This window comes from Nocardioides sp. LHD-245, from assembly GCF_030929495.1.
Lineage (GTDB): Bacteria > Actinomycetota > Actinomycetes > Propionibacteriales > Nocardioidaceae > Nocardioides.
Genome location: NZ_JAVFWN010000012.1, coordinates 134956 through 147993, shown reverse-complemented (window position 1 = coordinate 147993; position 13038 = coordinate 134956). Strand labels below are relative to the sequence as shown.

13 protein-coding genes are annotated in these 13038 nt (G+C 71.5%); 9 read left to right on the top strand and 4 right to left on the bottom strand.

The window, feature by feature from the left end:
• Positions 1–11: 11 nt before the first annotated feature.
• From RB608_RS18495 to RB608_RS18470, 6 genes are read left to right on the top strand one after another with little or no spacing between them, the layout of a single operon-like run.
• A complete protein-coding gene (locus tag RB608_RS18495; RefSeq protein ID WP_308089519.1) occupies positions 12–1019 on the top strand; it encodes a formylglycine-generating enzyme family protein in 1008 nt (335 codons plus the stop codon).
• A complete protein-coding gene (locus RB608_RS18490; RefSeq protein ID WP_308089518.1) occupies positions 1016–2569 on the top strand; it encodes a sulfatase in 1554 nt (517 codons plus the stop codon). Before RB608_RS18495 ends, RB608_RS18490 begins: the two co-directional genes overlap by 4 nt.
• A gap of 26 nt (positions 2570–2595) precedes the next feature.
• On the top strand, positions 2596–3855 hold the full coding sequence (locus tag RB608_RS18485; RefSeq protein ID WP_308089517.1) for a magnesium transporter MgtE N-terminal domain-containing protein: 1260 nt from the start codon (positions 2596–2598) through the stop codon (positions 3853–3855).
• Positions 3852–4385, top strand: a complete 534-nt coding sequence (locus RB608_RS18480) for a DUF1003 domain-containing protein (RefSeq protein WP_392391016.1) — start codon at positions 3852–3854, stop codon at positions 4383–4385. Before RB608_RS18485 ends, RB608_RS18480 begins: the two co-directional genes overlap by 4 nt.
• 50 nt (positions 4386–4435) lie before the next feature.
• The gene (locus RB608_RS18475; protein ID WP_308089617.1) at positions 4436–5581 is read left to right on the top strand and encodes a P-loop NTPase; all 1146 of its coding nucleotides are present in this window, start codon (positions 4436–4438) and stop codon (positions 5579–5581) included.
• A gap of 40 nt (positions 5582–5621) precedes the next feature.
• A complete protein-coding gene (locus RB608_RS18470) occupies positions 5622–5969 on the top strand; it encodes a sec-independent translocase (RefSeq protein WP_308089516.1) in 348 nt (115 codons plus the stop codon).
• Positions 5970–6089: 120 nt separating this feature from the next.
• On the opposite strand, the gene RB608_RS18465 is transcribed toward RB608_RS18470, so the two are convergent.
• A complete protein-coding gene (locus tag RB608_RS18465) occupies positions 6090–6626 on the bottom strand; it encodes a hypothetical protein (protein ID WP_308089515.1) in 537 nt (178 codons plus the stop codon).
• Between the two features lie 111 nt (positions 6627–6737).
• On the opposite strand from RB608_RS18465, the gene RB608_RS18460 reads away from it, so the two are divergent.
• The 3 genes from RB608_RS18460 (at position 6738) to RB608_RS18450 (ending at position 8263) form a co-directional block, all read left to right on the top strand.
• Positions 6738–7415 (top strand): LysM peptidoglycan-binding domain-containing protein, encoded by a 678-nt coding sequence (locus tag RB608_RS18460; protein ID WP_308089514.1) that lies wholly within the window; start codon positions 6738–6740, stop codon positions 7413–7415.
• 48 nt (positions 7416–7463) lie between these two features.
• The gene (locus RB608_RS18455; protein ID WP_308089513.1) at positions 7464–7988 is read left to right on the top strand and encodes an Rv3235 family protein; all 525 of its coding nucleotides are present in this window, start codon (positions 7464–7466) and stop codon (positions 7986–7988) included.
• Between the two features lie 146 nt (positions 7989–8134).
• The gene (locus RB608_RS18450) at positions 8135–8263 is read left to right on the top strand and encodes a hypothetical protein (RefSeq protein ID WP_308089512.1); all 129 of its coding nucleotides are present in this window, start codon (positions 8135–8137) and stop codon (positions 8261–8263) included.
• Here the strand turns inward: RB608_RS18450 and secA are convergent, their stop codons facing one another.
• Genes secA through RB608_RS18435 form a run of 3 tightly spaced genes read right to left on the bottom strand, consistent with a single transcriptional unit; the run spans position 8264 to position 12954 of the window.
• Positions 8264–11143, bottom strand: a complete 2880-nt coding sequence (gene secA, locus RB608_RS18445) for a preprotein translocase subunit SecA (protein ID WP_308089511.1) — start codon at positions 11141–11143, stop codon at positions 8264–8266.
• 30 nt (positions 11144–11173) lie between these two features.
• Positions 11174–11605 (bottom strand): DUF4233 domain-containing protein, encoded by a 432-nt coding sequence (locus RB608_RS18440; RefSeq protein WP_308089510.1) that lies wholly within the window; start codon positions 11603–11605, stop codon positions 11174–11176.
• Complete coding sequence (locus RB608_RS18435; protein WP_308089509.1) at positions 11602–12954, bottom strand: folylpolyglutamate synthase/dihydrofolate synthase family protein; 1353 nt, start codon at positions 12952–12954, stop codon at positions 11602–11604. Before RB608_RS18435 ends, RB608_RS18440 begins: the two co-directional genes overlap by 4 nt.
• Positions 12955–13038: the final 84 nt, after the last annotated feature.

The window sequence follows — 13038 nt, the reverse complement described above, 5'->3', positions numbered from 1 at the left end:
GACTGTCGACGATGTCCGATCAGCGTCCCTGTTGCGTCCCCGCCGGCCCCCGGTCCTCCGCGAGGGCCGCGGACGACACCACGACCGACCTCCCGGCGGCGGGATCGCGCGGCGTCGACCGCACCGGGCTCGCGGCGATCCCGGCCGGCCGGACCGCCCTCGGCGACCACTTCGGCGACGGCTACGCGGGCGACGGCGAGGGCCCGGTGCACGAGGTCGAGGTGTCCGCCTTCCAGCTCGGCACGACGACGGTGACCAACCGCGCGTTCGCCGCCTTCGTCGACGCGACCGGCCACCGGACCACGGCCGAGGCCGAGGGCTACTCCGCCGTCTTCCACACCGACGTCGCCGCCGTCGTCGCCGACGTCCTCGGCCACTCCCCCGCAACCCCCTGGTGGATCGGCGTGCGCGGCGCCGACTGGCGGCACCCCGAGGGCCCCCGCTCCGACCTCGGCGGCCGGGACGAGCATCCCGTGGTCCACGTCTCCCACGACGACGCCCGCGCCTTCGCCCGCTGGGCTGGCCGGCGACTGCCCACCGAGGCCGAGTGGGAGTACGCCGCCCGCGGTGGCCTGTCCGGGCGGCGCTACCCCTGGGGCGACGACCTGATGGACGGCGACCGCTGGCAGGTCAACATCTTCCAGGGCAGCTTCCCGGCGGCCAACACCGCCGAGGACGGCTGGACGACGACGGCCCCGGTGACGGCGTACTCCCCCAACGGCTACGGCCTGCACCAGATGGTCGGCAACGTGTGGGAGTGGTGCTCCGACTGGTTCGACCCGACGGCCTACGCGGCCCGCGCACGGCGTGATCCGCGCGGCCCGGCCTCTGGTACGGTCCGCGTGATGCGCGGGGGGTCGTTCCTGTGCCACGACTCGTACTGCAACCGGTACCGGGTCGCCGCCCGCTCGGCGGCACCGCCGGACTCCTCCGCCTCGAACCTCGGCTTCCGTTGCGCGGCCGACACCCCGATCGACACCCCCACCGACGTCCCCGTCACGAAGGAGATCGACGCGTGAGTCGCCCCGGCCGCCTCCGTCTGGCCACCGCCGCCGTCCTGAGCGCGAGCGTGCTCGCCGCCTGCTCCGGCGGCGGGGGCGGTGGGTCGACCGAGCGGCCACCGGCGGTGAAGTACCAGCCCCCGGGCGAGCAGGCAGAGGTCGCCGCACCGACCAAGGTCGACACGGTCCTCGGCCCCGACGCCACGCCTGCCCCGGTGACCTCGCCCGAGCAGCCGAATCTGCTGATGATCACGATGGACGACGCGGCACTCAAGGACATGCAGTTCATGCCGCACCTGCAGGAGGTCGTGGCCGACCAGGGCGTCACGATCGCGAACGGCCTGGCGCCCACGCCCATCTGTGTGCCGGCCCGCGCTTCCCTGCTGACCGGGCAGTACGCCCACAACCATGGTGCGGTCACGGTCGGCGGCGAGGGCGGCGGCTATTCGGCGTTCGAGGACGCCGACACGCTGCCGGTCAGCCTGCAGGACGCCGGCTACGACACAATGATGGTCGGCAAGTACCTCAACGGCTACACCCGGCACGAGGTCGACCACGAGCCGCCGGGCTGGACCGTGTGGCGCCCGACGGTCGACTTCGCGACGTACGACTACGAGCACCCGCAGCTGCTCGTCGACGGGAAGATCAAGAGGTACGACACCTACTCCACGACGCTTCTCAGCGACCAGTCCAACGACCTGATCGAGAATCAGGCCGACAGCGACGATCCGTGGTACCTCTGGGTCAACTACGTCGCCCCGCACCACGGCAGCCCGATCGAGGACGACGATCCCGAGGGGATCTCGACGGCGGTGCCGGAGAAGCGGGACCGCAACACCTTCGAGGACCTCGAGCTCGACACCACGCCCGAGATGTTCGAGGAGGATCCCAGCGACAAGGCCTTGATCCGGGCCGCACGGCAGAAGAGCTCGGAGGAGCGCCGAGCCGGGCTGCGCGAGGAGCGCCAACAGCGGGTCGAGGCGCTCCAGGCCGTCGACCGCGCCATCGCGCGCACCGTCGACACCCTGAAGGAGACCGGGCAGCTCGACAACACCTACGTCGTGGTCACCTCCGACAACGGGTTCATGACCGGCGAGCACAACCTGAACGGCAAGCTCTGGTACTTCCGCGACAGCATCGGCATCCCGATGTTCATCCGCGGCCCCGGCCTGCCGGCCGGCACCACCACGCAGGCCCCAGTGACCAACGCCGACTGGGCGCCGACCTTCGCCGCGCTCGCCGGCACCACGCTCGACCGGGACGCCGACGGCGTGGACGTGCTGCCCTGGCTCGACAGCGACGCCACCCGCCGTGTCATCCCCGTCGCCGGCTGGCCGGTCAAGGGCGGCCTCGAGCCGCTCTACACCGGCGTCATCGTGGGCCCCTGGACCTACGTCCGCGGCCGCAAGGGGCGCGGCGAGCTCTACTACGCGACCAACGACCAGTACCAGCTCTACAACCTCTACCGGGACCCCCGCTACCGGGCCATCCGCAAGGAGCTGCGCGGGCTGTGGCTCGAGACCCGCGACTGTGCCGGCGCGACGTGCCCGCGCACGTTCATGAAGTAGGCGGCTCCACCGGTAGCGTTCGTGCCGTGAGCACCACCCCTTCCCGCGTGTTCGCGGCCAGGCTGGTCGGGCTCCCGATCTTCGACCCCCAGGGCGACCAGGTCGGGAAGGTCCGCGACCTGGTCGTCACGATGCGCACCGAGGGGACCCAGCCGCGGGTGCTCGGGATGGTCGCCGAGGTGTTCGGGCGGCGCCGGATCTTCGTGCCGATGACCCGGGTCACCAACATCGACAGCGGCCACGTCTACACCACGGGCCTCCTCAACATGCGCCGCTTCGAGCAGCGCTCCACCGAGACCCTGGTGATCGGGCAGATGCTCGACCGGACCGTCACCATCAAGGACAGCGGCATCACCGGCACCGTGTACGACGTCGCGATGGAGCCCGCCAGGACCCGCGACTGGGTGCTGAGCCGGGTCGCCGTACGCGAGCCGTCCAAGAGCTTCCGTCGCCGCGGGCAGTCCCACGTCGTCGAGTGGCGCGACGTGGTCGGGCTCACCCGCACCGACGACCGTCAGGGCGCCACCCACCTGGTCGCGGCCCTCAACGAGATGCGGCCCGCCGACGCCGCGAGCATCCTGCACGACCTGCCCCCGGAGCGGCGTACCGCCGTCGCGTTGGCGCTCGACGACGAGCGGCTCGCCGACGTCCTCGAGGAGCTGCCCGAGGACGACCAGGTCGAGATCCTCAAGGGCCTCGACTCCGAGCGCGCGGCCGACGTCCTCGAGGAGATGTCGCCCGACGACGCGGCCGACCTGGTGAGCGACCTGCCGCCGGAGACCGCGGAGATCCTGCTCGGGCTGATGGAGCCCGAGGAGGCCGAGGACGTGCGGCGCCTGATGTCGTACGTCGAGAACACCGCCGGCGCCATGATGACCTCCGAGCCGGTCATCCTCGGCCCGGACGCGACCATCGCCGACGCGCTCGCCCACGTCCGCAACCCCGAGCTCACGCCGGCCCTCGCGGCGCTGGTCTACGTCTGCCGGCCCCCGTTGGAGACGCCCACCGGCAAGCTCCTCGGCGTCGCCCACATCCAGCGGCTGCTCCGCGAGCCGCCGTCGACGCTCGTGGCCGGCGCCCTCGACGACTCGATGGAGTGGCTGCGCCCGGAGGCCGCCATCGACGAGGTCGCGGCCCACCTCGCGACCTACAACCTGGTGGCGGCGCCGGTCGTCGACGAGGACCGTCGCCTGCTGGGCGCGGTCACGGTCGACGACCTGCTCGACCACATGCTGCCGGCCAACTGGCGCGAGCGCGCCCGCGAGCGCGGGAGGGACGCACCGTGAGCGACGCCCGCCGCACCCGGGAGCGGCTGGACACCCCCCGCGAGGAGCGCCGGCAGCTGGTCCGCCGGCCGTCGTACAACGCCGACACCTTCGGCGTCTTCGCCGAGCAGTTCGCCCGGTTCATGGGCACGGCGACCTTCCTCATCTACATGACGCTCTTCGTCGTCGGCTGGGTCTGCTGGAACCTGGTCGCGCCCGCCGACCTGCGCTTCGACGACTACCCGTTCATCTTCCTGACGCTGATGCTGAGCCTCCAGGCGTCGTACGCCGCCCCGCTGATCCTGCTCGCGCAGAACCGCCAGGAGGCCCGCGACCGGGTGATCGCCGAGCAGGACCGCCAGGCCGACGCCCGGGCGCACGCCGACATGGAGTTCCTCGCCCGCGAGGTCGCGTCGCTGCGGATGGCGGTCGGCGAGGTCGCCACCCGCGACTTCCTGCGCTCCGAGCTGCGCAACCTGCTGTCCGACCTCGAGGAGCGTGCGCCGTCTCACGCAGACGGCGCCGACGAGGACGCTCCGGGCGCTCCGTAGACTCCAGGGTTGTGAGCAGTACGACGCAGTCCCCGTCCGTCGAGCAGGTCATGGCCGCGCTCGCCAAGGTCAACGACCCCGAGATCAAGCGCCCGATCACCGAGCTCGGCATGGTCGAGAGCGTCGACATCGCCGCGGGCGACGGTGGTTCCGTCGTCACGGTGAAGGCGCTGCTGACCGTGGCGGGCTGTCCCCTCAAGGACACGATCACCAGCGACGTCACCGCGGCCGTCGCCGCGCTGCCCGGTGTGACCGGCGTGGAGGTCGAGCTCGGCGTGATGAGCGCGGAGCAGCGCTCCGGCCTGCACGAGACCCTGCGCGGCGGCCAGGCACAGCGCGAGATCCCGTTCGCGCAGCCCGGCTCGCTGACGAAGGTGTTCGCCATCGCCTCCGGCAAGGGCGGCGTCGGCAAGTCCTCGGTGACGGTCAACCTGGCTCTCGCGCTGGCCAAGTCGGGACGCAAGGTCGGCCTCGTCGACGCCGACATCTACGGCCACTCGGTGCCCGCGATGCTCGGGGTCGCCGACGCCCGGCCGACCCAGGTCGACGACCTGATCATGCCGGTGCCGACGCCGTCCGGCGTCTCGGTCATCTCGATCGGCATGCTCAAGCCGCGCCGCGACCAGGTCGTCGCCTGGCGCGGCCCGATGCTCGACCGGGCCCTCGTCCAGATGCTCGCGGACGTCTACTGGGGTGACCTCGACGTCCTGCTCCTCGACCTGCCGCCCGGCACCGGCGACGTCGCCATCTCCCTGGGCCAGCATCTGCCGGGTGCCGAGGTCGTCGTGGTGACCACGCCGCAGGAGGCCGCGGCCGAGGTCGCCGAGCGGGCCGGCACGATGGCCTCGATGATGCACCAGCGCGTGGTCGGCGTCGTCGAGAACATGAGCTACCTGCCCTGCCCCCACTGCACCGCCGAGGGCAAGGAGCACCAGCTCGCGATCTTCGGCACCGGCGGCGGCGACCGGGTCGCCGAGACGCTGTCCGAGCGCTTCGGGTACGACGTGCCCGTGCTCGGCCGGATCCCGATCGACATCGCGCTCCGCGAGGGCGGCGACGTCGGCAAGCCGATCGTCGACGCCGACCCCACCGCTCCGGCCGCCGCCACGCTCCAGGCGATCGCGGACCGCCTCGACGGGCGGGGCCGCGGACTGGCCGGCATGCAACTCGGACTCACCCCGACCAGTAAGTTCTGACCCGCACGCTGTCGCGACGCACGGAGGAAGGGGCTGGCGGGTGTTCGGTATCGGTTTCGGCGAGCTCGCCCTGATCGCCTTCCTGGCTGTGCTCGTCTTCGGGCCCGACAAGCTCCCCGATCTGGCCCGCCAGGCCGGCCGGCTGGTCCGCGACCTCCGCAAGTTCGCCAACAACGCCCGTGACGAGCTGCGCTCGGAGCTCGGCCCGGAGTACGCCGACCTCGAGCTCTCCGACCTCGACCCGCGCGCCATCGTCCGCAAGCACATCGCCGAGGCGATGGCCGAGCTCGAGGAGCTCGATGACACCATCCGCAGTGACGACGACTCCGCGCCGGTGCGGCCGCTCGAGCCGGGCGAGCGGCCGCCGTACGACCTCGACGCGACCTGACTCGGCGGAATGACTCGTCAGTAGATCGTGCGGTTTGGGACCAATCCGCGCGAATTCGGCCCCGGGGTATGCAGTCTCTGCCCAATCGAGGGGGTGTCTCGGCGAGGCCCGGAAGCGTTTTCAGCGGTGGGAGCGCGCCGCGGCGAGGGCACTGAACGCGACCAGGAGCGTACGCCGGCCCTCGCCGGCGACCAGCTCGCAGAAGTCGGCGCCGATCCGGTGCAGGACGCCGTCGAGACGACTGCCGTCGCGGAGGTGGAGCAGGCACGGCTCGCGGGCCTCGGCGATCCGGCGCAGGGCCGAGGCCAGGCCGAGGCGGGCGAACGGTGACCAGGCGACGGCGGGGACCGAGCGCGCGGACGCGCCCTCGACGGTGCTGACCGCCGCGAGGGCGACCACCCAGTCGTGATCGCCGGAGGCGAGCAGCAGCCAGCCGTCGGCGACCCGCTCGACCGTGCCGGCCACATTGCCGACACCGAGGACGCCGAGGGTGACCTCGGCGCCGACACTCGCCATCAACCGCCCGGCGAGGCCGACCTGCTGGTACTCCGCGCGGCTGCGGTCGGCCACCTCGAGGTCGCGCTCCGCGGCGAACAGGGCGCCGGCCTGGTCCTCGAGATCGTCGAAGAGCGCGAACAGCTCGTCCTCCCAGCCCATGCGCCCACCCTCGCACGCCGTCCTCCACAGGTTGGCTGCGTAACGGTTGACAACCGAACTTAACGAATTCATCCTGTGTCAAACGGAAGCAAACGTAAAGGTTCTCTCGGGATGGAACTCGTCGCTGCCGGCCGGGTGCGGATGCGCGCCACGTTGCTCTGGCTCACCGTCACCGCCGCGCTCGGCGGTCTTGGCGCACTCGCCGTGCCGCCGGCGCGGCGACTGGCCGCCGCACCCGGGCCGACCTTCGCGGACGTCCTCGTCCAGGCGTGCGCGGTCGCGGTGCTGGCCACCGGGATCATCCTCTGGGCGCTGGTGACCGACGTCGCCGGCAGTGTGCTGCGCTCCGGCGCCGCGCCGCCGGAACGGGTCGTCGGTCCGCTCCGCCGCCTCCTCCTCGCCGCCTGCGGCGTGGTGGCGCTCGCGGGGGTCGCACCGGCCTCCGCCGACAGCTCGACCGACGTACCCACCGGTCCCGAGGCCCCGGGCGGCGCCGCGGCGCTCGACGGCCTCCCCCTGCCCGACCGGCCCCTCGACCGGCCTCTCGACCGGCCCCTCGACCGGCCCCTCGACCGGCCGGCACGAGACGGCGAGCGGGGCCCGGCGGTCGTCGTGGTCCGGCCCGGCGACTCGCTGTGGTCGATCGCCGCCCACCGGCTCGGCCCCGGCGCGTCGGCGACCGAGGTGGCGTCGTACTGGCGGCGAGTGCAGGCGCTCAACGCCCCGGCCCTCGGCTCCGACCCCGATCTCATCCACCCCGGGCAGTCGCTCCGGCTGCCGCCGACCTGACCCGACGACCTGACCCGACGACCTGACCCCGCCCATCCAGGAGGAACCATGTCCGCAGCCCCGCACGAGCTGGCCGGCCTCCGGCTGGCCGTCCCGGTCAGCCCCACCCAAGGCACGCTCGCCCTCGCCCTGCTCCCCCGCCAGTCCCCGCCCCGGACGACGGGACGCGCGGGGCCACGCCCGCCGACCCGGCCGGGTGCGGTCGTCGTCCCCGTCGACCAGCGACTACGGCACGCCATCGAGGAGTGGACCCACCGCTTCGTGCAGGCGGCCGTCGAGATCGTCGGTGGCGACCGGCCCGTCTCCCAGCTGATCCGCTGGACCACCCGGGACGTGTACGCCGACCTCCACCGCCGCGCCCTCCTGGTCGCCCGTGCGGGCGGTCACCAGCCCGGCCTGGCGCGGGTGCAGCCGGTCCGGCCGCGGGTGCGGAGCGTGCACGCCTGCTTCCTCAGCGACGCGATCGTGGAGTGCGGGGTGCACGTGCTCCACGGCGAGCGCTCGCGCGCCGTCGCGGCCAGGTTCGAGCGCCGCGACCAACGCTGGGTCTGCACCGCGCTCGACTTCTCCTGAGTCGACCGCCGGCGATCCAGACTGGTGGTCAAGGAAATGAAACGGCGCCTGGAGTGTCTTCCGAAAGGGTGGCTGCAATGACGACGTACCACGTGACCGCCCGGCCGTGAGAGCACGGCTGGGAGCTTCACATCGACGGCGAGGGCGTGACGCAGGCTCCTTCGCTCGCCACGGCCGAGCGCCGGGTCCGCGACTTCCTCGCGACGGTTCACGTCGGGCGGGTCTTCGACGATGCCGACATCAGCATCGTCGAAGACCCCCGTCTGATCCGTTGATCAGCCGCTGACGCGGGTGGTGTAGCCGGTGGCCCCACCGGGAGCACCGTGGCAGCGCTTGTACTTCTTGCCGGAGCCGCACGGGCACAGGGCGTTGCGACCGATGTCGCCGAACTCGTCGTCGGCGTTGGACGCGGCGCCGCTGCCGCGGACCTCCTCGTGCCCGGTCTCGTCGGGCGCGGAGTAGGTGAGGTTCTGCGGCTGCTTCGGGGCGTCGAGACCCTTGGCGGTGACCTTCGGGGCCTTGAGCTCCGAGGAGATCGACCCCAGGTCGACCTCGCCGCCCGCGCCGACGCCGACCGGCGGCTCGGCGAACGCGCCCTCGTGCATCGGGCCGGCGTGCCGGGTGCCGTCGGCGTGGTAGTGGACCTCGTCGTCGTCGTCCTCGACCTGGACCTCCAGGTTGAAGAGGAAGCCGACGGTCTCCTCCTTGATGCCGTCCATCATGGCGGCGAACATGTCGAAGCCCTCACGCTGGTACTCGACCAGCGGGTCGCGCTGCGAGTAGGCCCGCAGGTAGATGCCCTCGCGCAGGTAGTCCATCTCGTAGAGGTGCTCGCGCCACTTGCGGTCGAGCACGGACAGCAGCACCCGGCGCTCCAGCTCGCGGGCGACATCCTCGCCGACCTCCTCCTCGCGGGCGTCGTACGCCGCGTGGGCGTCGGCCTTGAGGACGTCGATCAGGTGCGCCTTCTCGAGCGCGGCCTGGGTGCCGGCCTCCTCGACCAGGTCCTTCCAGGAGATCGAGACCGGCCAGAACTGCTTGAGGTCGGTCCACAGCTGCTCGAGGTCCCACTGCTCGGCGAACTCGTCGAGCGAGCCGTTGACGAAGCCGGTGACGACGTCGTCGAGGAAGGTGCGGATCTGCTCCTCGAGGTCGACGCCCTCGAGGACCTCGCGGCGCTCGCCGTAGATGACCTTGCGCTGGCGATCCATGACGTCGTCGTACTTGAGGACGTTCTTGCGGGACTCGAAGTTCTGCGACTCGACCTGGCCCTGGGCGCTGGCGATCGCGTTGGTGACCCGCTTGTTCTCGATCGGGACGTCGTCCGGGATCTTGAGCATGAGCAGGACCCGGTCGACCCAGTCGGACTTGAAGAGCCGCATGAGCTCGTCCTGCAGGGACAGGTAGAACCGGCTCTCGCCGGGGTCGCCCTGACGGCCGGAACGACCGCGGAGCTGGTTGTCGATGCGGCGCGACTCGTGGCGCTCGGTGCCGATCACGTAGAGACCGCCGAGATCCCTGACCTCGTCGTGCTCCTTGGCGACCTCCTCGTTGAACCGCTCGAGCATCGCCGGCCAGGCGGCCTCGTACTCCTCGGCGGTCTCGCCCGTCGGCTCGAGTCCCTGCTTGCGCAGTTCCGCGTCGGCGAGGAACTCGACGGAGCCGCCGAGCATGATGTCGGTGCCGCGACCGGCCATGTTGGTCGCGACGGTGACCGCGCCCTTGTGGCCGGCCATGGCGACGATCTTGGCCTCCTCGGCGTGGACCTTCGCGTTGAGGACCGAGTGCGGGACGCCCCGCTTGGTGAGGTTCTGGTGGAGGTACTCGGACTTCTCGACCGACACCGTGCCGACCAGGACCGGCTGGCCCTTCTCGTGGCGCTCGACGATGTCGTCGACCACCGCGTTGTACTTCGCCTCCTCGGTGCGGTAGACGAGGTCGGGCTGGTCCTTGCGCTGCATCGGCTTGTTGGTCGGGATCGAGACCACGCCGAGCTTGTAGATCTTGTCGAACTCGGAGGCCTCGGTGAGGGCCGTACCGGTCATGCCGGAGAGCTTCTCGTAGAGACGGAAGTAGTTCTGCAGGGTGACGGTGGCGAGGGTCTGGTACTCCTCACGGACCTTCACGCCCTCCTTGGCCTCGATGGCCTGGTGGAGACCGTCGTTGTAGCGGCGTCCCGCCAGCATGCGGCCGGTGTGCTCATCGACGATGAGCACCTCGCCCTCCATGACGACGTACTCCTTGTCGTTGCGGAACAGCTCCTTGGCCTTGATGGAGTTGTGCAGGAAGGAGATGAGCGGGGTGTTGGCCGACTCGTAGAGGTTCTCGATGCCGAGATGGTCCTCGACCCGGGTGATGCCGTCCTCGAGGACCGAGATGGTGCGCTTCTTCTCGTCGACCTCGTAGTCGACGTCCTTGGTGAGCTTCTGCGCGATCTTGGCGAACTCGCCGTACCACTTGACCTCGTCCTGGGTCGGACCGCTGATGATCAGCGGGGTCCGCGCCTCGTCGATGAGGATCGAGTCGACCTCGTCGACGACGGCGAAGTTGTGGCCCCGCTGCACGCACTCCTCGAGCGAGGAGGCCATGTTGTCGCGGAGGTAGTCGAAGCCGAGCTCGTTGTTGGTGCCGTAGGTGATGTCGCAGGCGTAGGCCTTGCGGCGCTCGTCGGGGCGCATGCTCGGAAGGATCACGCCGACCGAGAGGCCCAGGAAGTGATGGATCCGGCCCATCATCTCGGACTGGAACTTGGCCAGGTAGTCGTTGACCGTGACGACGTGGACGCCCTTGCCCTCGAGTGCGTTGAGGTACGCCGGCAGCGTCGAGACCAGGGTCTTGCCCTCACCGGTCTTCATCTCGGCGATATTGCCCATGTGCAGCGCGGCGCCGCCCATGACCTGCACGTCGAAGTGACGCTGCCCGATGACCCGGCGCGCGGCCTCGCGGACCGTCGCGAACGCCTCGGGCATGATGTCGTCGAGATCCTCGCCCTCGGACAGGCGCTTGCGGAACTCGTCGGTCATGCCCCGCAGCTCGTCGTCGGACATCGCCTTGAAGTCGTCCTCGATGGCGTTGACGGCCTTCGCGATGCCCTCGAGCTGGCGGAGGATCTTGCCCTCTCCGATGCGGAGGAGCTTGTCGATGATCACTGGCACGCGGTCACTCTACCCAGTGCCCCGAGGCGGTCACGAACCATCTGATCCCCGGCCCTCGTCGTAGGCCGCGAAGGCGGCCGCCCGCTCGTTCTCGATCTTGCGTCCCAGACCGTAGGCGGTCCCCCAGAGCAGGGCGAAGATGCCGCCGACCACGAACATGAGCGGGGCCAGGAAGCCGAGGGCGACGGCGCCGACCTGCAGCGCGTGCCCGAGGACGTACGCCGACTCGCGGCGCAGCATCCCCGCGACCAGCACGCAGAGCACCGCCAGGCCCAGCCCGAGCGGCAGCGCCAGGGCGGGGCGGATGTCGGAGATGCCGATCATCACCGGCGTGGACAGGCCGACCGCGACCGCCTCGAGGCTGAGGACGGCGGCGCACATCCCCCGGCGCGGGGACTTCTCGCGCTCGGGGTCGACCGGCCCGTCCGGAGGCAGTGCCGGAGGGTGCGTCTCCTCGGTCACTTGCGGCCCCCCAGCAGCGTGCGGGCCTCACCCACGGTGACGACCGAGCCGGTGACGAGGACGGCGCCCGAGCTGAGCGCGTCGCTGCCCGTCGCCTCGGCGCGGGCCGCGGCGGCGTCGATGGCGTCGGCGAGCAGGGGGACGACGGTGACGCGGTCGTCGCCGAACACCTCGCGCGCCACGACGGCCAGCCGGTCGGCGGACAGCGCACGGGCCGCGGAGTTCTGGGTCACCACGACGTGCTCGAGGTGGGGCTCGAACGCGGCGAGCAGTCCCTCGGCGTCCTTGTCCCCCATCACGCCGATCACGCCGATGACCGGGTCGAACTGGAAGGAGTCGTCCAGCGCGGCGGCGGCGGCCTCCGCTCCGTGCGGGTTGTGGGCCGCGTCCAGCACGATCGTGGGACTGCGGCGGACGACCTCCAGGCGCCCCGGCGAGGTGATCTCGGCGAAGGCCCCCCGGACAATGTCGTCGCCCAGCGGCTCCTCTCCCCCGACGAACGCCTCGACCGCGGCGAGCGCGGCCGCGGCGTTCTGCGCCTGGTGAGCGCCGTAGAGCGGCAGGAAGAGGTCGTCGTACCGGCCGCGGAGGCCCTGGAGGGTCACGACCTGCCCGCCGACCGCGGGCGCGCGGGACACGACGCCGAACTCCAGGCCCTCGCGGGCGGCGGTGGCGCCGACCTCGGCGATCCGCTCGAGCAGGACGGTGGCGACGGCGGCGGTCTGCTGTGCGAGCACCGCGACCGAGCCGGGCTTGATGATGCCCGCCTTCTCCCGGGCGATCTCGACCGCGGTGTCGCCGAGGTAGTGGGCGTGGTCGACGGCGATCGGCGTCACGACCGCGACGTCGGCGTCGATGACGTTGGTGGCGTCCCAGGACCCACCCATGCCGACCTCGACGACGGCGACGTCGACGGGCGCGTCGGCGAAGGCGGCGTAGGCCATGCCGACGACGGTCTCGAAGAAGCTGAGCGGGTGCTCCCCGGCCCGATCGACCAGATGGGTGTACGGCGCGATGTCGTTGAACGCCCGGACGAACGCCTCGTCGTCCAGCGGCTCCCCGTCGATGCTGATCCGCTCGCTCATCCGCTCGACGTGCGGGCTGGTGAAGCGGCCGGTGCGCAGTTCGAGGGCGCGGAGCAGCGCGTCGATCATCCGCGACGTCGACGTCTTGCCGTTCGTGCCGGTGAGGTGGATCGAGCGGTAGGCGCGCTGCGGATCGCCGAGCAGCTCGGTGAAGGCCCGGATCCGGTCGAGCGAGGGCTCCAGGCGGGTCTCGGGCCATCGGGACAGGAGGGCGTCCTCGGCCTCGGCGAAGGTCTCGGCTGGGCGCGCTACAGGCTCGTTCATGGCGGGGCCGAGTCTAGGGGTGACCCGGCCGCGGACCGGAATGTCCGGGTCGTACCCTGACGCGGCGCGAGCGCCGGCCGCCCG